Genomic DNA, 20,465 nt, shown 5'->3' on the forward strand with positions numbered 1-20,465 from the left:
CAAAAACTAAGCCGTGCCACTTCGCGCCGCGACTTCTGCGAGAAGTCGCTCGACCAGGGTCTCGATCGGCATCTGTCCGAGATCCTGGCCGCCGCGGGTACGCACGGCTACCAGATTGGCTGCCATTTCCTTGTCGCCGACGACGATCTGGTAAGGCAGCCTGTTCAAGCTATGTTCGCGTATTTTATAAGTAATTTTTTCATTGCGCAAATCGGCCTCAACGCGCAGACCAGCCTTGCGTAGTGTTTGCGCAACATGTGTTGCGTATTCGCCCTGCCGCTCGGAGATATTCAGTACCACGGCCTGCACCGGCGACAGCCACAGCGGCATGGCGCCGGCATAGTGCTCGATGAGGATGCCGATGAAACGTTCGAGCGAACCGAGGATGGCGCGGTGCAGCATCACCGGCGAATGGCGCTCGTTGTCGTCGCCGACGTACTCGGCGCCGAGGCGTTGCGGCAGCGAGAAATCGAGCTGCAGCGTGCCGCATTGCCAGACACGGCCGAGACAGTCCTTCAACGAGAACTCGATCTTCGGGCCGTAGAAGGCGCCTTCACCGGGTTGCAGTTCGTAGGCGAGGTTCTTGGCGACAAGCGCGTTGGCCAGCGCCGCTTCGGCGCGGTCCCAGGTTTCGTCGGCACCGATGCGCTTCGCCGGACGGGTCGACAGCTTGACCAGAATGTCGGTGAAGCCGAAGTCGGCATAGACGCGTTGCAGGAGGTCGATGAAGTCCGAGGTTTCGGGGAGGATCTGTTCTTCGGTACAGAAGATGTGCGCGTCGTCCTGGACGAAGCCGCGCACGCGCATGATGCCGTGCAGCGCGCCCGACGGTTCGTTGCGGTGACAGGAGCCGAACTCGGCCAGACGCAGCGGCAGGTCGCGGTAGCTGCGCAGACCCTGGTTGAAGATCTGCACGTGGCCGGGGCAGTTCATCGGCTTGACCGCGTAGTCACGGTTCTCCGAACAGGTGGTGAACATGTTCTCGGCGTAGTTCTGCCAGTGGCCCGAACGCTCCCACAGCGAGCGGTCCATGATCGTCGGCGTCTTCACTTCCTGGTAGCCGGATTCGTTGAGCACGCGGCGCATGTACTGCTCGACTTCCTGCCAGATGGTCCAGCCCTTGGGGTGCCAGAAGACCATTCCCGGCGCTTCGTCCTGCAGGTGGAAGAGATCGAGCTGGCGGCCGATGCGGCGGTGATCCCGCTTTTCCGCCTCTTCGAGCATGGTCAGGTAGGTTTCGAGCTCTTCCTTCTTGGCCCAGGCGGTGCCGTAGATGCGCTGCAACTGCTCGTTCTTCTGGTCGCCGCGCCAGTAGGCGCCGGCCACCTTCATCAGCTTGAAAACCTTGAGCTTGCCGGTCGAGGGCACGTGCGGACCGCGACAGAGGTCGATGAAATCGCCCTGACGGTAGAGCGAAACGTCTTCGCCGGCGGGGATCGCGGCGATCAGTTCGGCCTTGTACTTCTCGCCGAGCGAGAGGAAGAAGGCAGTGGCCTCGTCGCGCGGCAGTACTTCGCGGCTGACCGGCAGATCGCGCTTGGCCAGTTCACTCATGCGCTTTTCGATCGCCGCCAGATCTTCCGGCGTGAACGGGCGCGAGTAGGCGAAGTCGTAGTAAAAGCCGTTGTCGACGACCGGGCCGATCGTTACCTGCGCTTCCGGATAGAGCTCCTTCACGGCGGCGGCGAGCAGGTGCGCCGTCGAGTGGCGGATGATCTCAAGGCCTTCGGCGTCGCGGTCGGTGATCAGCGACAGATCGCTGTCGCGCTCGATGACGAAGCTGGTATCGACCAGCTTGCCGTCGACCTTGCCGGCGAGGGCAGCGCGGGCGAGGCCGGCGCCGATCGACGCGGCGACTTCGCGCACCGATAGCGGCGCGTCGAAAGAACGGATGGAGCCATCGGGCAGTTTGATCTGGGGCATGATTTTTCCGGTCACGGAAGTAAAAAAGTGCGGTCAGGCCGCACTTTTGGAAATTCGGGTGCTGACTCGCCGTGGTTCAGGGCAGTGTGCTGCGACGCGTTCGGCGGGACATGTAGGTTTCTCCTTGATCAGCGAGGCCGATTTTCGCAGAAGCCGGGGTTTCGCTCAAGGCGCAGCAATCGGCGGCGCCTTGAGCGAGAGCCTTGCCAGCCCCCGTTTGGGTGGCTCGCTCAGGCTGCCAGCTCCTGCCGGCGCTCGGCGACGGCGCGCTCGTACAGCGCCAGATAGTCGTCGGCGGCACGGCGCCATGAGCGATCGCCGCGCATGCCGTTCTGCTGCAAACGGCGCCAGACGCTGCGCTCACGCCAGGTGCGCGTGGCGCGTTCCAGCGTCAGCCACAAGGCATGTGCGGTCGGCTCGGCAAAGACGAAACCGTTCGCCGTATTGTCGGCCAGCGTTTCTTCGTTGCAGTCGACCACCGTGTCGGCAAGGCCGCCGGTGGCGCGCACCAGCGGCGGCGTGCCGTAGCGCAGGCTGTACATCTGGTTGAGACCGCAGGGCTCGAAGCGCGAGGGCATGACGAAGATGTCGGCGCCGGCTTCGATGCGGTGCGCCAGCGTTTCGTTGAAGCCGAAGACGCAGGCGATGCGGCCGGGGAAGCGCTCGGCGAGCACGCGGAAACCGGCTTCCAGCGTCGGGTCGCCACTGCCGAGCAGCGCCAGTTGTGCCGGCAGGTGCGTGGCGATGCCTTCGCCGAGCGCGAGCAGCAGGTCGAGGCCCTTCTGTTCGGTCAGCCGGCTGACGACGCCGAGCAGCGGCAGTTCGTCATTCACCTCCAGACCGAGTTGCACCTGCAGCGCCGCCTTGTTCGGCCGTTTGGCGTTTAGCCGGCGCGCGTCGTAGGGGCTCGTCAGCGCCGGGTCTTTGGCCGGGTTCCAGACATCGCTTTCGATGCCGTTGAGAATTCCCGAGAGCTTGCTGCGGCGGTAGCGCAGTAGCGGCGCCAGACCGTAGCCGAGCGTTTCGTTGAGGATTTCGGCGGCGTAGGTCGGGCTGACCGTGGTCAGGCGCGTCGAGAACTGCAGGCCGGCCTTGAGGAAGGAAAACTGCCCGTAGTACTCGGCCGCGTCGAAACTCCAGGCTTGTGCGGGCAGACCGAGCGCAGCAATTGCTTCACGGCCGAAGTTGCCGGGGAAAGCAATGTTGTGCACCGTCAGCACGCTTGCCGCGCCGCCTTCGTAATGCAGGTAGGCGGCGGCGAGTGCCGACTGCCAGTCGTGCAGATGCACGATGTCGGGCTGCCAGCCGAGCGGCGAACCGGCCTGGCCAAGACGCGCGGCGACGCGCGAGAGCAGGCCGAAGCGGCGGTCGTTGTCGGGCTGGTTCCTGCCGGCAGCGTCGAGATAGGGGCTGCCGGGGCGGTCATACAGCTCGGGACAGTCGAGCAACAGCAGCGGCAGGCCGTTGCCATCGGCGGCGAGCAGGCGGCAGGGCGGCAGCGCCGGTGCCAGCGATGGCAGTTCGGCGACGAGCTGCGCGTCGGGAAAGGCCTGGCGCAGCGCCGGATAGGCGGGAACCAGTACGCGCACGTCCTGGCGACGGCGGCGCAGCGCGGCGGGCAGGGCGCCGGCGACATCGCCGAGGCCTCCGGTCTTTACCCAGGGGGCGATTTCGGAAACGGCAAAAAGAATGGCAAGTCGGGTCATTTACGGCTGTTCCTGTCGGCGCGCACCGGCGCCGGGGCGTTGCCGCGCGCGCAGGCGCAGCGCGGCGGTTGATGAAAAAGGGGGGAGAGAAATAGCTTCATGCCCATCGCGACCACGAGGCACGCACTACCGGGCATCCTCGATTTACTCCGCGCGCACCGGGCTCAGTCGCAGGACGATCTGCGTGTTGTCGCTGTCGATAGCAAAAGACGCTACGAATTCAACGGCCTGCATGATCTTTTCGAAGCCGGCCTCGGACTGCGAGACGGTGAAGTGCGGGGCAGCAGCAAACGCCGCCGCGGGTTGCGCGGCGATGCGCAGCGTGCCGCCAAGCACGCCGTCTTCGAGCTCGACCTGCGTCGCCTGTGCGACGGCAAGCGGCTGGCCGAAGCCGCCGGGGATGCTGCCGTCGGCCAGACGGTAGCGGCCGGCGTAACCGTCGCAGCTGGGCAGCGCCAGATTGAGCGTGACGCCCAGTCGGCGGCCGGCGAGGCCACGGCACTGCCAGCGCACTTCGAGTACGCCGTCGGCGACGGTGTAAGTCTTGTCGATGCCGTCGCGGGTGAAGGCGAGCGTCGATGCGGCGGCACCGCCCTTTACGTCGACCGCGCGGTAATCGGTGAGCGCTTCGCCGTCGAGCAGGTCGATGGCGATGGCGCGCGGCAGCGCGTCGGGAACGATGTCGGCCGGCGCAATCGGGTGCTTGCAGCGGACGATGTCGTGCGCCGAGGCAATGCCTTCGCCCACCGGCGTTTCGCCCGGCGTCTGGTCGATGCGCGCGTGGTAGTGCTCGGCGTAGCGGCGCAGCGTGTCGCCGAAGTTGTGCTGCAGCGGGTAGCTCGACAGCTCGCACAGCGCGGCGAGACCGTCGTCGCGCACGGCGATCTGCAGCCCGGCGTCATGCAGCAGCCATTCGCGGCGACCATCGAAGTCGATATCGCCGACGCTTTGTGCGGCCCGCGGTGCCAGCCGGTCGAGCGCGGCTTCGAGTTCGATCAGGTTGTTCCAGATGGCGCGGCGCAGGTGTGGCAGGTAGAGGCCGCCGAACAGCCCGTGCCAGTAGGCGTCGTTGGCCTGCGCGCGATAGAGCGCGTCGGTCAGTTCGACCGGTGCGGTCGGCAGTGCCGCCAGTCGCGCCGACAGGCCGAGCATGCGCTTGTGCATCCAGTTGCCTTCGGCGTAGCGGCTGAGGAAATTGCGCCAGATGCCGCCGCGCAGGTAGGGGCGGTTGCGTTCGAGTCGCCCGGCCTGCTTTTCCTGCTCGACGAGCGCGGCGTAGTCGGCAGCGGCCGGCGCCGGCAGCGTCCATTCGTTCATTTCGCTGTACGAGGCGGTCGGCAGGTAGATGACGCCGCGGCCCGGATGCGTGCGCCGATAGTCGGCGTAGGTGCGGGTGACGATGTGCGGGCTGGCAAGTACGCCTTCGATGAAGGACTTCAGCCAGCCGCGGTTATAGACCCAGTCGTAGGTTTCCGGCCAGACGCCGAACTTCTCGATGTCGTCGAAATAGACGGCGGCGCTGCGCCCGTCGGCGGCGAGACCTTCGAGGTAGGCGACGGCCTCGTGCGCCGGCGAAAACGGCAGGCGATAGCGCAGCTGTTCGGAGATCGCAAAGAGGTCGAGCGGCACGCCGCCGTCCTCGGTGGTGAAGTAACCGTCGAGCGCTTCCGCCGGCTGGCCGGCGTAGAGGAAGTGCGTGTCATCGACGGCAACGTAGTCGATGCCGGCATCCGCCAGCGAGCTGACGATCGACGATTCCCAGACGCGCTCGGTCAGCCAGGCGCCGCTCGGGCGGGTACCGCCCCAGTCTTCCAGCTTGTCGGACAGGCGGGTGATCTGGCCGACGCGATCACGCGCCGGAATCGCCGCCAGCACCGGCTCGGTATCGCCGGAGCCGACCAGTTCGACCTGGCCGCGCCGCGCCATTTCGGCAAGCAGCGCCATGTCTTCGGGGTAATGCTCGCGCAACCAGTCGAGCAGCCAGCCCGAGAAGTGCGCGGCGAAGCGGAATTCCGGGTAGGCATACAGCGTATGCAGGAAAGGGCGGTAGCAGCGCTCGTGCGCATCGGCGATCACTTCCGGGAAGTTGCCCACCGGCTGATGGGCGTGAACTCCGAAGAGCAGGCTGACGGGAGAATTCATCGCGACTTTCGGTTAGTTGGCACGGCGCATGGTGCCGCTGGCTTCGGGGCTGCCTTGTCCGGAGCTGATGCTCTGCTCGAGCGCGGCGGGTGCCGGCAGCTTGAGCAGGCGATAGAGGTCGCGCAGGTTGTCGCGGAAGAGTGCGTCGAAGCTGGCGACCGCTTCGCCGGGGTTGTAGTCGCCAAACCACCAGAACCAGTCGGAGCTTTCGCAGACGGTCAGTCGCGCCTTGACGGCGGCGGTCTCGGCGGCGTCGAGGCGGCCGCTGCCGAGTACCAGATCGGCGCTGTGCTTGGCTTCGCAGAGCAGATCCCAGGCGCGGTTCTTCGCCGGGTCGCCGATCCAGGTCGAAAAGGTGCCGTAAACCCAGCTGCCGGCGGCGAACTTCGGCAGCGTCTTGCAGCGTTCGCGCTGTTCGACACTGGCTGTCGCCATGCTCACCGTGCGGATTGCCGGGTGCGTGGCGAGCGCGCCATAGAGGTCTTCGAAGAAGTGCCAGCCGTTGTACGGATAGGTTTCCCAGGCGTTCTCGCCGTCGAGGATGACGCAGACGACGCCGTCGGGGTGTTCGCCGCCAACGCGCTCGACTTCGCCGACGAAGTGGCTTGCCGCATCGCGACCGTGCCAGCGCGCGTACTCGAAGCCGATCAGGTCGGAGATGTGCTCGTCGCGGAAAAAGAGGCTCAGTTCGCTGCCGGCCAGCCGCCACGGCCGGTAAATGTCGGCGGCGGCGCCGGCCGAATTGAAGAGGACTGCGGCGCTGCTCGCCGTCCAGCGCAGCGGCCGTTCGCTGATCTGCTCGAGGAAGGGCGCCGACAGGGCGCCCTCGGCCGGCCACAGGCCCTGCGGCGCCACGCCGAAGCGCGCGCCATGGCTGGCGATGGCTTCGTCGAGCTGGGCGGCGACGCGGTTGCGCCCGCCCGGATAGCTGGGTGCCGCCGGCAGCGGGCAATCGGGCCAGGCTTCGCGCGCACTGGCAAAGTCGATCAGCAGCGGCGACAGAGGATGCGCTTGCGGCGAGCACGACAGTTCGATCTGGCCCGATTCGCCGAGCGCCCGCCAGCGTGGAATCAGGCCGGCGAAAGTCTCGCCGAGCACGCTGAGCAGCCGTTGCCGGTCGGCCAGGCTGAAACCGCCGCCGCGCGCCATCAGTTCGGGGATGACCTGTTGCTCGCGGCGCAGCGTCTCGCCGCACCAGGCGAGCAGATACCAGACGGCGAGGTCGCTGTAGTAGCTGCCGGCCAGATAACGCTCGGTGTCCTCGCCGATTTCACGCAGGCGGCGGTAGAGGTCGCGCAGCCGCCGGTAGGGTGCGAAGGGCTCAAGCATGGTCGGCTGGTGGCAGCGGAAGGCGATGCCGGTGATCCAGCTGCGTTGTTCGGCGCTCAGCATTTCCGGGTCGGCGCAGGCGGCGACGGCGAGCAGCTGGTCGCGCCACTGCCCGGTGTGAAACTGCTCGCAGTAATCGTCGATCTGGTCGAGCAGCACCGGCACGAAATTGACCGTGCAGTGCATCTGCGGGTGCCGCTCGAGATGCGCTGCCATATCGGTGTAATCCTTGATGCCGTGCAGCAGCACCCAGGGCTCGAAGAATTCGCCAGTCACCGGCCGGCGGTAATCCGGCTGGTGCATGTGCCACAGGAAAGCGAGACTGATCACGGCGCGACCGGGAATTCGCCCTGGCCGAGCATTTCCGGCGTGATCAGCGTGACCCCCTTCTCGCTGACGTGGAAGCGGCGGCGGTCTTCGGCCGGATCGACGCCGACGACGAGGCCTTCGGGAATGCGGCAATTCTTGTCGACGACGCAGCGCTTGAGCACCGCGTGGCGGCCGATATCGACGTGCGGCAGGATCACCGAATCCTCGACCGTTGCCCAGCTATGCACCTTGACGTTGGAGAAAAGCAGCGAACGGCGCACGGTGCTGCCGGAAATGATGCAGCCGCCGGAAACCAGCGAGTCGATCGCCTCGCCGCGGCGCTTGTCGTCGTCGAACACGAACTTCGCCGGCGGCAGTTGTTCCTGGTAGGTCCAGATCGGCCAGTCCTTGTCGTACATGTTCAGTTCCGGCGTAACCTTGGTCAGCTCCATGTTCGCTTCCCAGTAGGCGTCGATGGTGCCGACGTCGCGCCAGTAGGGGACATCGTCGGTCATGCCGACGCAGGAATCGACGAAGCGGTGCGCGCAGACGCGGTAGCGCGGAACGATGTGCGGAATGATGTCCTTGCCGAAATCGCGGCTCGAGCGCGGTTCGGCGGCGTCGCGGATCAGCTGCTCGAAGAGGAACTTGGTGTTGAAGATGTAGATGCCCATCGACGCCAGCGCGCGGTCCGGGTGGCCGGGCATCGGCGCCGGGTTGGCCGGCTTTTCGCTGAAGCTGACGACGCGGTCGCGCTCGTCCACGCCCATCACGCCGAAGCCCTTGGCTTCCTCGATCGGCACGTCGATGCAGGCAACAGTCATGTCGGCCTGGCGCTTGACGTGGAAGGCGAGCATCGCGCCATAGTCCATCTTGTAGATGTGGTCGCCGGAGAGCAGCAGCACGTAGTCGGGGTGGTAGCGGCGCAGCAGGTGCATGTTCTGGTAAACGGCGTCGGCAGTGCCCTGGTACCACTGCACTTCGTCGATCTGCTGTTGCGCCGGCATCAGCTGGACGAACTCGTCGAAACGGCCGTCGAGGAAGCTCCAGCCGCGCTGGATATGCTGGATCAGGCTGTGTGCCTTGTACTGCGTGGCAACGCCGATGCGGCGGATGCCCGAATTGACGCAGTTCGACAGCGTGAAGTCGATGATGCGGAATTTGCCGGCAAAGAACACCGCCGGCTTGGCGCGGTAGTCGGTCAGCTGCATCAGGCGACTGCCGCGTCCTCCCGCCAGAACCATGGCGAAGGTGTTACGTGTGAGCTGGCTGATGAAGCGGCTGTCACCATGCTCACGCTGGTCAAAGTCGCTGTCGGATCTGTTTTCGGTTTCTACGGGCATCTCTTGGCTCCGGACAAAGGCATATGCGGCGATCAGTTTGTGGCTATCATACTTCGCCATGAACCCTATTACAGCCCATCGCGCCGAAATCGCCCCCAGCGCGGACGACCTCTACCTCTACAACGAGGGGCGCAACACCCAGGCTTACGGCATGCTCGGTGCCCATGTTCAGGACTCCGGCGGCGTCGTTTTCCGCGTCTGGGCGCCGAACGCCGCGCGTGTTTCTGTCGTCGGCGAGTTCAACGGCTGGGACGGCAACGCCGATCCGCTCGCCAGTCTCGGCGCCTCGGGCGTCTGGGCCGGTGTTGTCGGCCATGCAACGCCGGGGCAACTCTATCGCTTCGAAATTTTCACCGCCGAGGGTTACCGTCTTGTTAAAACAGACCCTTACGCGCGCGAATGTGAGCTGCGGCCGGGTAACGCCTCGCGTATCGCCGCGCCCGGCGACTACCTCTGGGGCGACGCGCAGTGGCTGCAGGAGCGCGCCGCGTGCGACTGGCTGCACGCGCCGATGTCGGTCTATGAAGTGCATCCCGGTTCGTGGATGCGCCACCCCGACGGTCGCCTCTACAACTGGCGCGAACTCGCCGCCAGCCTCGTTCCCTACGCCCGCGACAAGGGTTTCACGCACATCGAGCTGCTGCCGGTAACCGAGCATCCGCTCGACGAATCCTGGGGCTACCAGACCACCGGCTATTTCGCGCCGAGCTCGCGCTTCGGCTCGCCGGCCGACCTCAAGTTCTTCATCGACGCCAGCCACCAGGCCGGCCTCGGCGTACTGCTCGACTGGGTGCCCGGCCATTTCCCTGGTGACGACTGGGCGCTGGCCGATTTCGACGGCAGCGCGCTCTACGAGCACGCTGATCCGCGTCTTGGCCTGCACGCCGACTGGGGAACGCGAATCTTCAATTACGGGCGCCATGAGGTGAAGAGTTTCCTGCTCTCGTCGGCGCACTGGTGGCTCTCCGAATACCACTTCGACGGACTGCGCGTCGACGCCGTCGCCTCGATGCTCTACCTCGATTACTCGCGCCAGCCGGGGCAGTGGCTGCCGAACCGCTTTGGCGGGCGAGAGAACCTCGACGCCATCCAGTTCCTGCGCGAACTGAACGCCATGGTGCACGGCGACTTCCCCGGTGCGCTGACGCTGGCCGAAGAGTCGACCGCCTGGCCGATGGTGTCGCGACCGGTGTGGCTGGGCGGACTCGGTTTCTCGATGAAGTGGAGCATGGGCTGGATGAACGACAGCCTGCGCTACTTCGCGCGCGACCCGCTCTACCGGCGCTGGCACCACAACGAGCTGACCTTCGGCCAGATGTACGCTTACAGCGAAAACTTCGTTCTGCCGCTGTCGCACGACGAAGTGGTGCACGGCAAGGGTTCGCTGATCGGCAAGATGCCCGGCGACGACTGGCAGCGCTTTGCCAACCTGCGCCTGCTGCTCGCCTGGCAGATGACGACACCGGGCAAGAAGCTGCTGTTCATGGGCTGCGAATTCGGCCAGTGGCGCGAATGGAGCGAACAGCGCGAACTCGACTGGGGCCTGCTCGCCGATGGCCGTCATGCCGGCGTGCAGGGTCTGGTGCGCGATCTGAACCAGCTCTACCGCGCGCAGCCGGCGCTGCACGAACTCGATTTCGAGCCGGCTGGCTTCGAGTGGATCGACTGCCACGACGCCGAGCACTCGGTGCTTTCCTGGTTGCGCCGCGCGCGCGATGGCCGCCATGTCGTCGTCGTCTGCAACTTCACGCCGCAGCTGCGTCAGGGCTACCGCATCGGCGTGCCGCAGACCGGCACCTATCGCGAGGTGTTCAACAGCGATTCGGCGCACTACGGCGGCAGCAACGCCGGCAACGGCGGTGCCGTCAACGCTTACCCCGGCGAATGGATGCGCCTGCCGGCGAGCGTCGACCTGACGCTGCCGCCGCTGGCCTGCGTGGTGCTTGCGCTCGACTGATTCCCTAGCGGCGCAGGAGCGCTCGCGCCTTCGCCAGCGCGCCGAGCAGCCCGAGGCGTTCCTCGCGCACCAGCCGTACCGGCATTGCCTCGGCCAGCGCGCGGTGTTCGCGCTTGGCGTTGAAGGCGGCAAGAAAAGTTGCCGCTTCGGCATCGCCGATCAGCTTGCCGGCAATGCCGCCGGCGAGATAGACGCCGCCGCGTGCCAGCCAGGAGAGCGCCAGATCGCCGGCAAAGGCGCCGTAAGCCGATAGCCATAGCGATAGCGCCGCGGCGGCGGTTGCCGGATGCGGGCAGGCATCCGATACCGCATCCGGCCCGGCTTTCGGCTGCGTTCCTGCCGCGCCGTGCTGCTTCGCCGCTGTACCAATGGCCGCCGGCGACCAGTTGCCGCCACCGAGAAAGGCATGCACGCGCGCCAGCCCCGGTCCCGAGATGATGTCTTCAGCGGTAACGCGGCCGTGCTGCGCGAACAGGTGTTGCCACAAAGCGGCCTGTTCGGCCGACTGCGGCGAGAAGCCCTGATGCCCGCCTTCGCCGGCGACGACGACCGTCTCGTCCGCATGCCTGAGTACGCCGGCGACACCGAGCCCGGTGCCGGCACCGACGACGACGCGTGGCGCCTCCGCCAGCGGCGCGCCGGCCTGCAGCGTCGCGCACGCGTTGGCCGGCAGCAGTTCGATGCCGCTGGCCGCGGCGACGAAATCATTGACCAGCGCGACGCGGCCGAGCGCGAAATCCGCCGCCAGCGCTTGCGCGTCAAGTCGCCACGGCAGGTAGGTGAGCTTCGCCGTGCCAGCATCGACCGGGCCGGCGAGGCCGAAGCAGGCGGCGCTCACCGGCACCTTGTGGCGCGCGCGGAAATCGGCGAGCAGTGGCGCAAAGTCGGGCCAGTCGGCGCTGGCGTAACGCACTTCGTCGACGATGGCGAGCGCGCCGTCGGCGCGCAGTTCGGCCAGCGCCAGCAGCGTCTTGGTGCCGCCGAGATCGCCGCCGAGCAGCATCATGGCCGTGCCCCGGCGGTGGCGATGGGTGCGGCGCTGGCGCACAGTACAAGGGCGTGGGTCAATCCGCCGGCAGCGGCAGGCTCAGAGACGAAGACAGACGGGGTGTGCGAGAGGTGAGAGGTATGCATGGCAGCGGGACTTGTGCCTGGGTGGATGGCGTCCCGGCATGCTAACGCATCCGGCGTCGCAAGCGCGGCGAGGTCCTGTACTGATGCCGGCATCGCGTTCGGCGGGAAAAGCCCAAGCGCCACGACGCGTGCCGGCCGGAAAACAAAAAAGCCACCCGAAGGCAGCTTTATGTTGTGGTTTCTACCTGATTCTTTGGAAGAATCTGGTAGGCGCGATTGGACTCGAACCAACGACCCCCACCATGTCAATGGGGCTGGGCCGAAAGCGCCGTCTCTAAGTGTTTGATTGCGCTTGATCTTGGCGCTTGCCGGCGGTGAAAGATAGCCTGACATAGCTGTGATTTGCGAACGCTTTCATGTTGTTGCGTCATAGTTCCGTCATAGGCCCTAGGTTCTCTTAAATCCTACCTGACTCCTTTAGGCTGTTCTCGATGGCATCAGGAAGTTGCGTTAGCTTAGGTACAACTTTTACTTTAAAGTGGTTGTGCAATTTGGCTTCTGAAATCATCGATGCGGTAAAGCCATCGGCTCGAAATAAGTCCACGAATGGGAAATGTGCGCAGTGTAGTGCGTCGCCAAAGTCACCTTCATCTGGAGGTCTACCCTTTCCCGACAATACCAGTTGTCGCCTAGCAATCCGGCTTTGAACCGTCAGTGCGCAAGTCATACCAGGAGCAGTCTCCCACGGAGACATTTTTGTCTGCAAAGAAGATGGTGAGACAGGGTTTTCACTCATTCTCGCGACAATCGTTCTTTGCATGTTCAGAATTTCTTTGTCAAATTCTCTTCTGAAGAACTGCTCAAGTTTTTCATGCGGCAGACCGTCGGCAATTGCTTCGCGATACGCGTTGCGTATATCCTCTGAGTGCTTTAGAAGGTCGGAGTTGAGTTGGTTTGCCCCTGTTCGTAATAGACTGCACATTGGGGTAATCTTTTCCCATTGCTTCAAGAACCACTGAGGCCAATATCTGAGGTCGCTTACTGAGCTACGAACTAGCTCTCTAAGTTCACTTTGTTGGGCGCCCGTTTCTAACGCGAGTGCTAGCTTTTCCGCGGCTCCGGGAGGTAAAGGGTAACGATCTTCAATTTCCCTAACCACACTGGCCCGCCCCTCCCGAAGCTTGGCCTTGCCGGCGGTTCGCAATCGTCCTTGCGGGTCAAAAAACGTTCTTTGCAGTTTTCTGCGCGTAGATCGATCATGTCCTGCGTTGCTTATCTCGTTGCGAAGAAGTGCAGTGGCCGAAAGAGACTCAACGTCGATGCCATCGATGGGAGGAACCCATTGTCCATCATTTCTGTATAGCCACTCGGAGTATGATTGAAGATTGAATTCTCCAGTGTTGCTGCATTCTCTTTCGAGAATCTCTATAGTTGAAGCGAAACACTTTTTGCCGCATAGTTGAGATATTTTATCGATTCGGTTCCTTGCCAGTTCTATGTCCTCTTTTCTTAAAGGGGATGCTTCGATTACATGGATGTAACTGAAGCGCATTTCAATAAAACCAAGCTCTTGCCAAGAAAGCAATTTTTCCTCAATGGAATTTAAATGATCTGGCTTGTTGCTCTCTGATAGGTCCGAGAAATCGGCGCTGTCGAGATATATTTGAAGCGGGCGCATCGTACACTCCACTTAAATTGATCGGGAAATTCATAAATACGATCATTCGAAGAAAACCTAATCAATTTTTCCGAGGCTTGGTGGGCAAGAAATAGTAAGGTTCATTTTCGTATCGTACTGCGCATGTGGATGACGAATCCACCACTCTGCAGGCAGTTGATGGTTTTCGGCTAACGGGTTACAGTTACCCTTCCCGAAAGCGAGGCCTCCTTCATGACCCTCACGCCCGCCGAAATCCAGAAGAACATACACTCACTGGCTCCGTTCGATCGCGAGCGCATCGAGCATTTGCACGACATCGAGCGCCAAGCCATTGCCAGGTTTTCCGGCCAGCTCGACGAGCTGGAAGCAGCCATTGGCATGCTTCACATGGGCGATCACCTAGGATGGAAGCCTCTCGTTCTAGTTCACAACAAGCGGACGATCCGCAAGTACGAGGAAGTTCTCGGCATCAACATTCGCGAGTTCTTTCCGGAAGAGGGGCCGAGCGCCCATCGCTCCCTTGGCTACAAGATCGCCAAGAAGCTGGGTAACTTCTGGAAGGCGGTCAGCGGCGAGGTCAAGGACGACGAGCTGAAAGCGCAGCGGCGCGAACTGGCGTAAGGGGTAATAAAAACCCTTGACGAGGGTTCCAAGTACCCCTTATTCTGAGGGGCATGAAAACCCCTTCGTCGTCCGCTACAGAGCAAGAAGACAACTCGACCGGCCTCGGGCTGGCCGCACGGATTGCCGCGCGAGCGGCAAACGTACGGCCAAACGAGGCCGGAACCGCGGTGCTTGCGTCCGTGGTGGCCGAAGATCGGGCGACATCCCCCCGTCTGGTAACACGGGAACACGGGGGGAAAGTTTTGATACCCCCCATCATCAAGACTGCGCGGCAATCGACCAAGGCGCTGCTAGTAGGGACCGGAAAACAGGTGGCGATGTTGCGTCGACTGTAAGGTCGGGCGTCCATCCCTTCGCCGCGCTCACGGACTGGTTGAGCGTTTCGTTTCCTTTTGCCGGTACGTCGCAGGCGGTAGCAGCGCTGTTTCGCGGCGTCATCGAGAATCTCGGCCCCAGGTTCGGGGGGCTGACGGATCGCCGTCGAGGTTTGAACGGTTTCACCCACTTGTTCCAGTTCGATCATGGCGGCGCGATGTTCGCGTATGGCGGGCAGCGTGGCATGGGCTTCTTGTCTATCCCCGGCGAGGGCTGCGCCTTGGTCGAGGATTGGGGCAGGGCGCACGCGTTCTTGCGTGACGTGCTGAAGGCGCGCATCACGCGCTGGGATGGCGCCGTCGATGACTACGAAGGACGTTATTCGGTCGACCTCGCGCTGGCGTGGTTTCTCGAAGGACGTTTTGGTACGCGTGGCAACCAGCCGCGCATGAAACAAGTTGGTAACTTGGCTGCCCCGGACGGATCGGGGCGGACGCTCAACATCGGCATTCGCAAGAACGGGAAGATGCTGCGCATCTACGAGAAAGGGCGCCAGCTTGGCTGTGCCTCTTCACCGTGGACGAGGTGGGAGCTTGAACTCCACAACCGGGACCGGGAAGTACCGCTCGATGTGTTGTTGAATCCGGGGCCATACGTGGCCGGCGCCTATTCGTGCCTTGGTTGGGTCAGTGAAGAGGCGTGCCGCGTACGGACCTTGCGCAAAACCGGCGAGATTTCCTACGAACATCTGACGCCCTGGGCGCGGGTTGCTTACGGGACGCACTTCAGTGTGATGCTGGGCGTTGAAGGCAGCGCCGAGGCCGTGCTTGAAAAACTGGTGATGCCGGGGACGCCGCGACGCTTGCGCCTTCCTGTCATCGCGCCTTCCGGGGGCGATGCATGAAAACGCTCACGCTGAAAGAGGCGGCGAGCTTCCTCCACATTCACCCGATCACGCTGCTGCGCAAGGCTCAGGCCGGCGAAGTGCCAGCAGCGAAGCCCGGCAAGTGCTGGGTCTTTCTCGACCTTGACCTGGCGGAATACCTCCGCTCACACTACAGGTGGCAAGCGTCGAGGGATAGCTCCGAAAGAAAGGAGGCCACATGGCTATCTATCGACAGAAGGAGTCGTCTCTCTGGTGGATCGACATTACCATCGGAGGACGAAGAGTACGCCAGAGCACTGGGACTGCCGACCGCACGCGTGCGCAGGAGTATCACGACCGCCTGAAGGTTCAATGCTGGGAACAGCAACGGCTCGGCGCCAAGCCGCGCTACACGTGGCGCGAGGCGGTTGTCCGCTACCTGCGCGAATCGGCGGGTAAAGCGTCGCTTGAGAACGACCGCCATGCGCTGCGCTGGCTCGATCCGCATCTTGGCGAGAAGACGCTCGATCAGGTCGACAAGGCGATGGTCGAGCAGATCACCGCCGAGCGCGCCAAGCCGTATGTCCGCGTCTACAAGAGCGGCCAGAAGCGCGAATGCAAGCCGGGTGTCGATACGGTCAATCGCTTCCTGACGACGCTGCGTGCGCTGCTGAACAAGGCGCGCGACGAGTGGGAGTGGATCGAGCGGGCGCCGAAGGTGAAGGCGCTTAAGGGGGCGAAAAGTCGGGTGCGCTGGATTTCACGCACCGAGGCCGACAAGCTCCTTGCCGAACTGCCGGCGCACTTGGCAGCGATGGCCGAATTCACCTTGCAGACCGGGCTGCGGCGGGCGAACGTGACACATCTGCAGTGGTCGCAGGTCGATCTGGCGAGACGGACGGCGTGGGTGCTTGGCGAGAACGTCAAGAACCGGAAGGCGCTGGCGGTGCCGTTGTCGAACAAGGCAGTGGAGGTGCTGGAAGAGTGGGGCGGCAAGGATACGCGCTGGGTCTTTCCGAAGGCTGGGCGGCCTGTCCATCAGACGAGCACCAAGGCATGGTTCGACGCATTGAAGCGGGCAGGGATTGCGGACTTCTGCTGGCACGATCTGCGGCACACCTGGGCGAGCTGGCACGTGCAGAACGGAACGCCGCTGCATGTGCTGCAGGAGCTGGGCCGCTGGTCGTCGTTGAAGATGGTGCAGCGGTATGCCCACCTCAGCGGCGAACATTTGCGGGCGTGGGTCGATCAGCCGGCTTTGCTCGCAGTGCAAAAGGCTGAGCCAGTGCAGGCGGTGAGCGATGGCGAGCAAGTCATAGTTTCGCCATAGTCAACGAAAAAACCGCCCGGAGGCGGTTTGAACGTTAGCGGAATGCGTTGATTCCGCTAAGAAATTTGGTAGGCGCGATTGGACTCGAACCAACGACCCCCACCATGTCAAGGTGGTGCTCTAACCAGCTGAGCTACGCGCCTCCCGTTCGCCGAAACCTTGGCGTCCCGAAGGAAGCGCGCATTATAGCGACTCTTTCGCGGATTGCAACACGTGTGCGCAAACTCTTTACATTGCCGATGATGCTTTACACTGCCGGCCACGCGCCGCGGCGCAGTGCGCACGCCGGTGTGCGCGAGCGCTTGCCCGGGAACGGCCGTGCCCTGCGCCGGTCTGTTGCCTTGATCACTTCAAGTCATTTTCGAGTCATGCCCTACCGAATCCTCAATGTTTCCGAGCACGGTGTGCTCGACAGCTATCTCGCCAAGCTGGCCGAAAACGGCTACAGCGCGGACGCCGCGCAACTCGCGGCAGCCAGGCGCCTGCAGCAGCTCTACAGCGAGCTGCTGGCGTTCAAGGTGGCGCGGCGCACCGCCTGGCGCAAGATGCTGTCGCGCGCGACACCGCCGCGTGGCGTCTATTTCTGGGGCGGTGTCGGCCGCGGCAAGAGCTTCCTGATGGACTGCTTCTTCGCCGCTGTTCCCTACCAGCGCAAGCGGCGCGTGCATTTCCACGCCTTCATGCAGGAGGTGCATTCGCGACTGAATGCGCTCAAGGGCGGCAGCGATCCGCTGGACAAGGTTGCCGACCAGATCGCCGGCGAGCTGCGCCTGCTCTGTTTCGACGAGTTTCACGTCTCCGACATCGCCGACGCGATGATCCTCGGCCGCCTGCTCGAAGCCTTGTTCGCGCGCGGCGTGGTCATCGTCATGACTTCGAACTACCCGCCAAAGCGGCTTTATCCGGACGGCCTGCAGCGCGAGAACTTCCTGCCGACGATTGCGCTGATCGAGCGCCAGCTCGACGTGGTCGAGGTCGACGCCGGTATCGATTACCGGCAGCGCTCGCTTGAGCGCGTCGAGACCTTCCGCGTGCCGGCCGACGCCGCGGCCGAAAGGCAGCAGGCGGCGACCTTTGCCGAACTGGCCGCCGGGGAGGGAGCGGGGGCGATGGCCGGTGAAGGCGCGGGCGAGATCGACATTCTCGGCCGGCCGATTGCCTTCCGCCGGCGTGCCGCCGGGGTGATCTGGTTCGACTTCGATGCGCTGTGCGGCGGCCCGCGTTCGCAGAACGACTACCTCGAACTGGCGCGGCGCTTTCCGACCGTGCTGCTCTCGGGCATTCCGCAGATGGATGCGCGCCACTCGGCCGAGGCGCGCCGCTTCACCTGGCTGGTCGATGTGTTCTACGATTTCCGCGTCAAGCTGATCGCCACCGCCGCCTGCGAGCCCGAACAGCTCTACGTCGCCGGCACGCAGGCCAGCGAGTTCTTTCGCACCGCCAGCCGCTTGACCGAAATGCGCACGCGCGAGTATCTGGCGCTGCCGCATCTGGTCTGAAGCGGGTGCCGCGGGTGGCGTCGACGCTTCCGGCATTGAACTGAAGAGGAGTTGTCATGCGTCGCCTGCTCCTGCTGCTCTGCTTTCTTGCTGCGCCGGCGCTGGCGCAGGAGCTCGAAGTCATTCCGCTCAAGCATCGCAGCGTCGAGCAACTGCTGCCCGCCTTGCGACCGCTGCTCGAGCCGGGCGGCGCCCTGTCGGGAATGGGCAACCAGCTGATCGTGCGCGCTTCGCAGCGCAATCGCCAACAGCTCAAGCAGGCGCTGGCGGCGCTCGATACGCCGCAGCGCCGGCTGATGATTCGCGTCAGCCAGAACCGCGACGGCGAATCCGCGCTGCAGGCGGGCAGCGTCTATGGCGAGTTTGCCGGCAGCGGCAGCCGCAATGTGCGCATCGTCGGGCCGTCGGCTGGCGTGGCGGGTGGTACGCGCATCGAGGTACAGCGCGGGGGCAGCCGCATCGGCGGCAGCGTCGTCGACACGCGCGACGCGAGCGAGGCGCGCGCCAGCCAGTCGGTGCAGGTGGTCGAAGGCGGCAATGCCTTCATCCAGGTTGGCCGCGCGCTGCCCTTGCCGCTGCGTCAGACCTGGGTCGGGCCGGGCGGCGCGGTGAGCAGCGAGTCGGTTGTCTATCGCGACGTCGGGCAGGGCTTCTACGCGCGGCCGCAGCTCAACGGCGAGCGGGTGACGCTGGAGATCAGCCCGCAGGCCGACAGCGTCGGCGCCGGCGGGGCCATCGAGGTGCAGCGTTTGACCACGACGGTGTCCGGGCGTCTCGGCGAGTGGATCGAGCTCGGCGGCAGCGGCCAGCTGGCGAGCCAGAGCGGCGGCAACGGCTGGACAGTGGGCAGCAGCGAGGCGCGCGACAGCCGCAGCGTCTGGCTGCGCGTTGACGAAGTGCAGTAGAAAGGGCGGCGGCGGGCGCCGCAACACCAGTCCGCGCCACGGGGGGAGCTGGAAGCTACTGCCGTAAAGGCGCCGCCGACAGAGCAGCGCCTGCCCCGGAGAACCGCGGGCAGGCGCGTGAGCTTGGGCTACTAGAGCAGGTTTTCCAGACGCAGGCGGATCAGCGGTGCCTTCACCGCTGGCAGCGACTGGATCAGCGTGATCGCGGCGTCGATCTGCCGTTCGCGCGTCTGGTGCGTGAGGATGATGATGTCGGTCTGCTCTTCGCCTTCGTCCGGCTCGCGCTGGATCATCGCGTCGATCGAGATGCCCTGATCGGCGAGGATGCGTGTGATGTCGGCGAGCACGCCCGGCTTGTCCTCGACGCGCAGACGCAGGTAGTAGCTGGTGCTGATCTCGGCCAGCGGCAGGATCGGCAGGTCGACCAGCGACTGCGGCTGGAAGGCCAGATGCGGCACGCGGTGTTCGGGATCGGCGGTGTGCATGCGCGTCACGTCGACCAGATCGGCGATCACTGCCGAAGCGGTCGGCTCAGCGCCGGCGCCCTTGCCGTAGTACAGCGTCGGGCCGACGGCGTCGCCCTTGACCAGCACCGCGTTCATCGCGCCTTCGACGTTGGCGATCAGGCGCTTTTCCGGGATCAGCGTCGGATGCACGCGCAGCTCGACGCCTTCCGGCGTGCGCCGCGTGATGCCGAGCAGCTTGATGCGGTAGCCGAGCTGTTCGGCGTAGCGGATGTCTTCCGCCGCCAGCCGGCTGATGCCTTCGACGTGCGCCTGCTCGAAATGCATCGGAATGCCGAAAGCGATGGCGCTCATGATGGTCAGCTTGTGCGCCGCGTCGACGCCTTCGACGTCGAAAGTCGGGTCGGCTTCGGCGTAGCCGAGGCGCTGCGCTTCGGCAAGCACGGTGGCGAAGGACAGGCCCTTGTCGCGCATCTCCGAGAGGATGAAGTTGGTGGTGCCGTTGATGATGCCGGCGATCCACTCGATGCGGTTGGCCGACAGGCCTTCGCGCAGTGCCTTGATGATCGGGATGCCGCCGGCGACGGCGGCCTCGAAGGCGACGATGACGCCGCGCGCCTGCGCCGCGGCGAAGATTTCGTTGCCGTGTACCGCGAGCAGCGCCTTGTTGGCGGTGACGACATGCTTGCCGTTGGCGATGGCGCGCAGCACCAGTTCCTTGGCGATGCCGTAGCCGCCGATCAGCTCGACGACGATGTCGATGGCGGGATCGTCAACGACGGCAAAGGCGTCGTCGGTGACTTCGGCGCGGCCGGCGGTGACTTCCTTCGCCAGCGCCAGATTCTTGTCGGCAACCTTGGAGATGCGGATCGGCCGGCCGGCGCGACGGGTGATTTCCGCCTCGTTGCGGGTGAGAACGGTGAAAGTGCCACCGCCGACGGTGCCGATGCCGAGAAGGCCTACGTTGATCGGTTTCATGGGGTCCTGTAGGTCGAGAGGTTGGGGTTGCGGTATCTGCAA

At 64.3% G+C, this 20,465-nt stretch carries 14 protein-coding genes, 1 tRNA gene and 1 pseudogene; 7 read left to right on the plus strand and 9 right to left on the minus strand.

Annotated elements, in window-relative coordinates; genetic code table 11:
• Positions 1–6: 6 nt before the first annotated feature.
• The 5 genes from thrS to glgC all read right to left on the minus strand — a co-directional run bounded on the left by thrS (position 7) and on the right by glgC (position 8,752).
• Positions 7–1,923 carry a threonine--tRNA ligase gene (gene thrS, locus GGD90_RS13945; protein ID WP_153116419.1) on the minus strand — a complete coding sequence of 639 codons (1,917 nt, stop codon included), beginning with the start codon at positions 1,921–1,923 and terminating at the stop codon, positions 7–9.
• A gap of 230 nt (positions 1,924–2,153) precedes the next feature.
• Positions 2,154–3,629, minus strand: a complete 1,476-nt coding sequence (gene glgA, locus GGD90_RS13950) for a glycogen synthase GlgA (RefSeq protein ID WP_153116418.1) — start codon at positions 3,627–3,629, stop codon at positions 2,154–2,156.
• 144 nt (positions 3,630–3,773) lie between these two features.
• On the minus strand, positions 3,774–5,771 hold the full coding sequence (locus GGD90_RS13955; protein WP_153116417.1) for an alpha-amylase/4-alpha-glucanotransferase domain-containing protein: 1,998 nt from the start codon (positions 5,769–5,771) through the stop codon (positions 3,774–3,776).
• A 12-nt stretch (positions 5,772–5,783) separates the two neighbouring features.
• A complete protein-coding gene (locus GGD90_RS13960) occupies positions 5,784–7,430 on the minus strand; it encodes a glycoside hydrolase family 57 protein (RefSeq protein ID WP_228273700.1) in 1,647 nt (548 codons plus the stop codon).
• The gene (gene glgC / locus GGD90_RS13965; RefSeq protein WP_153116416.1) at positions 7,427–8,752 is read right to left on the minus strand and encodes a glucose-1-phosphate adenylyltransferase; all 1,326 of its coding nucleotides are present in this window, start codon (positions 8,750–8,752) and stop codon (positions 7,427–7,429) included. The genes GGD90_RS13960 and glgC overlap by 4 nt, the downstream gene beginning before the upstream one ends.
• 58 nt (positions 8,753–8,810) lie before the next feature.
• Between glgC and glgB the strand changes: the two genes are divergently transcribed.
• On the plus strand, positions 8,811–10,709 hold the full coding sequence (gene glgB, locus GGD90_RS13970) for a 1,4-alpha-glucan branching protein GlgB (RefSeq protein WP_221227782.1): 1,899 nt from the start codon (positions 8,811–8,813) through the stop codon (positions 10,707–10,709).
• Between the two features lie 4 nt (positions 10,710–10,713).
• On the opposite strand, the gene GGD90_RS13975 is transcribed toward glgB, so the two are convergent.
• Together GGD90_RS13975 and GGD90_RS13980 are read right to left on the minus strand one after the other, a co-directional pair.
• Positions 10,714–11,715 (minus strand): glucokinase, encoded by a 1,002-nt coding sequence (locus GGD90_RS13975; RefSeq protein WP_153116414.1) that lies wholly within the window; start codon positions 11,713–11,715, stop codon positions 10,714–10,716.
• A gap of 525 nt (positions 11,716–12,240) precedes the next feature.
• Positions 12,241–13,461: a hypothetical protein gene (locus GGD90_RS13980; protein WP_153116413.1), complete on the minus strand. Its 1,221-nt coding sequence runs from the start codon at positions 13,459–13,461 to the stop codon at positions 12,241–12,243.
• 213 nt (positions 13,462–13,674) lie between these two features.
• Here GGD90_RS13980 and GGD90_RS13985 point away from each other — a divergent pair, with 213 nt between their 5' ends.
• The 4 genes and pseudogenes from GGD90_RS13985 to GGD90_RS14000 all read left to right on the plus strand — a co-directional run bounded on the left by GGD90_RS13985 (position 13,675) and on the right by GGD90_RS14000 (position 16,577).
• Positions 13,675–14,064 carry a hypothetical protein gene (locus tag GGD90_RS13985; RefSeq protein ID WP_153116412.1) on the plus strand — a complete coding sequence of 130 codons (390 nt, stop codon included), beginning with the start codon at positions 13,675–13,677 and terminating at the stop codon, positions 14,062–14,064.
• Between the two features lie 376 nt (positions 14,065–14,440).
• Positions 14,441–15,286, plus strand: a complete 846-nt coding sequence (locus tag GGD90_RS13990) for a replication initiation factor domain-containing protein (RefSeq protein ID WP_153116411.1) — start codon at positions 14,441–14,443, stop codon at positions 15,284–15,286.
• Positions 15,283–15,426, plus strand: a pseudogene (locus GGD90_RS18410) (helix-turn-helix domain-containing protein); the annotation flags it as partial. The gene GGD90_RS13990 and the pseudogene GGD90_RS18410, both read left to right, overlap by 4 nt.
• Before the next feature lie 59 nt (positions 15,427–15,485).
• Positions 15,486–16,577 (plus strand): tyrosine-type recombinase/integrase, encoded by a 1,092-nt coding sequence (locus GGD90_RS14000; RefSeq protein ID WP_153116410.1) that lies wholly within the window; start codon positions 15,486–15,488, stop codon positions 16,575–16,577.
• A 66-nt stretch (positions 16,578–16,643) separates the two neighbouring features.
• Here GGD90_RS14000 and GGD90_RS14005 read toward each other — a convergent pair.
• A tRNA-Val gene (locus GGD90_RS14005) sits at positions 16,644–16,720 on the minus strand.
• Between the two features lie 225 nt (positions 16,721–16,945).
• On the opposite strand from GGD90_RS14005, the gene zapE reads away from it, so the two are divergent.
• Positions 16,946–18,076 carry a cell division protein ZapE gene (zapE, locus tag GGD90_RS14010; protein WP_184415198.1) on the plus strand — a complete coding sequence of 377 codons (1,131 nt, stop codon included), beginning with the start codon at positions 16,946–16,948 and terminating at the stop codon, positions 18,074–18,076.
• A gap of 56 nt (positions 18,077–18,132) precedes the next feature.
• A complete protein-coding gene (locus GGD90_RS14015; RefSeq protein ID WP_221227783.1) occupies positions 18,133–18,981 on the plus strand; it encodes a secretin N-terminal domain-containing protein in 849 nt (282 codons plus the stop codon).
• Between the two features lie 131 nt (positions 18,982–19,112).
• Here the strand turns inward: GGD90_RS14015 and GGD90_RS14020 are convergent, their stop codons facing one another.
• Positions 19,113–20,423: a homoserine dehydrogenase gene (locus tag GGD90_RS14020; protein WP_153116409.1), complete on the minus strand. Its 1,311-nt coding sequence runs from the start codon at positions 20,421–20,423 to the stop codon at positions 19,113–19,115.
• Positions 20,424–20,465 lie beyond the last annotated feature (42 nt).

The sequence above is a fragment of the Rhodocyclus tenuis genome, from assembly GCF_014197755.1.
In the GTDB taxonomy this organism is placed as follows: Bacteria; Pseudomonadota; Gammaproteobacteria; order Burkholderiales; family Rhodocyclaceae; genus Rhodocyclus; species Rhodocyclus tenuis.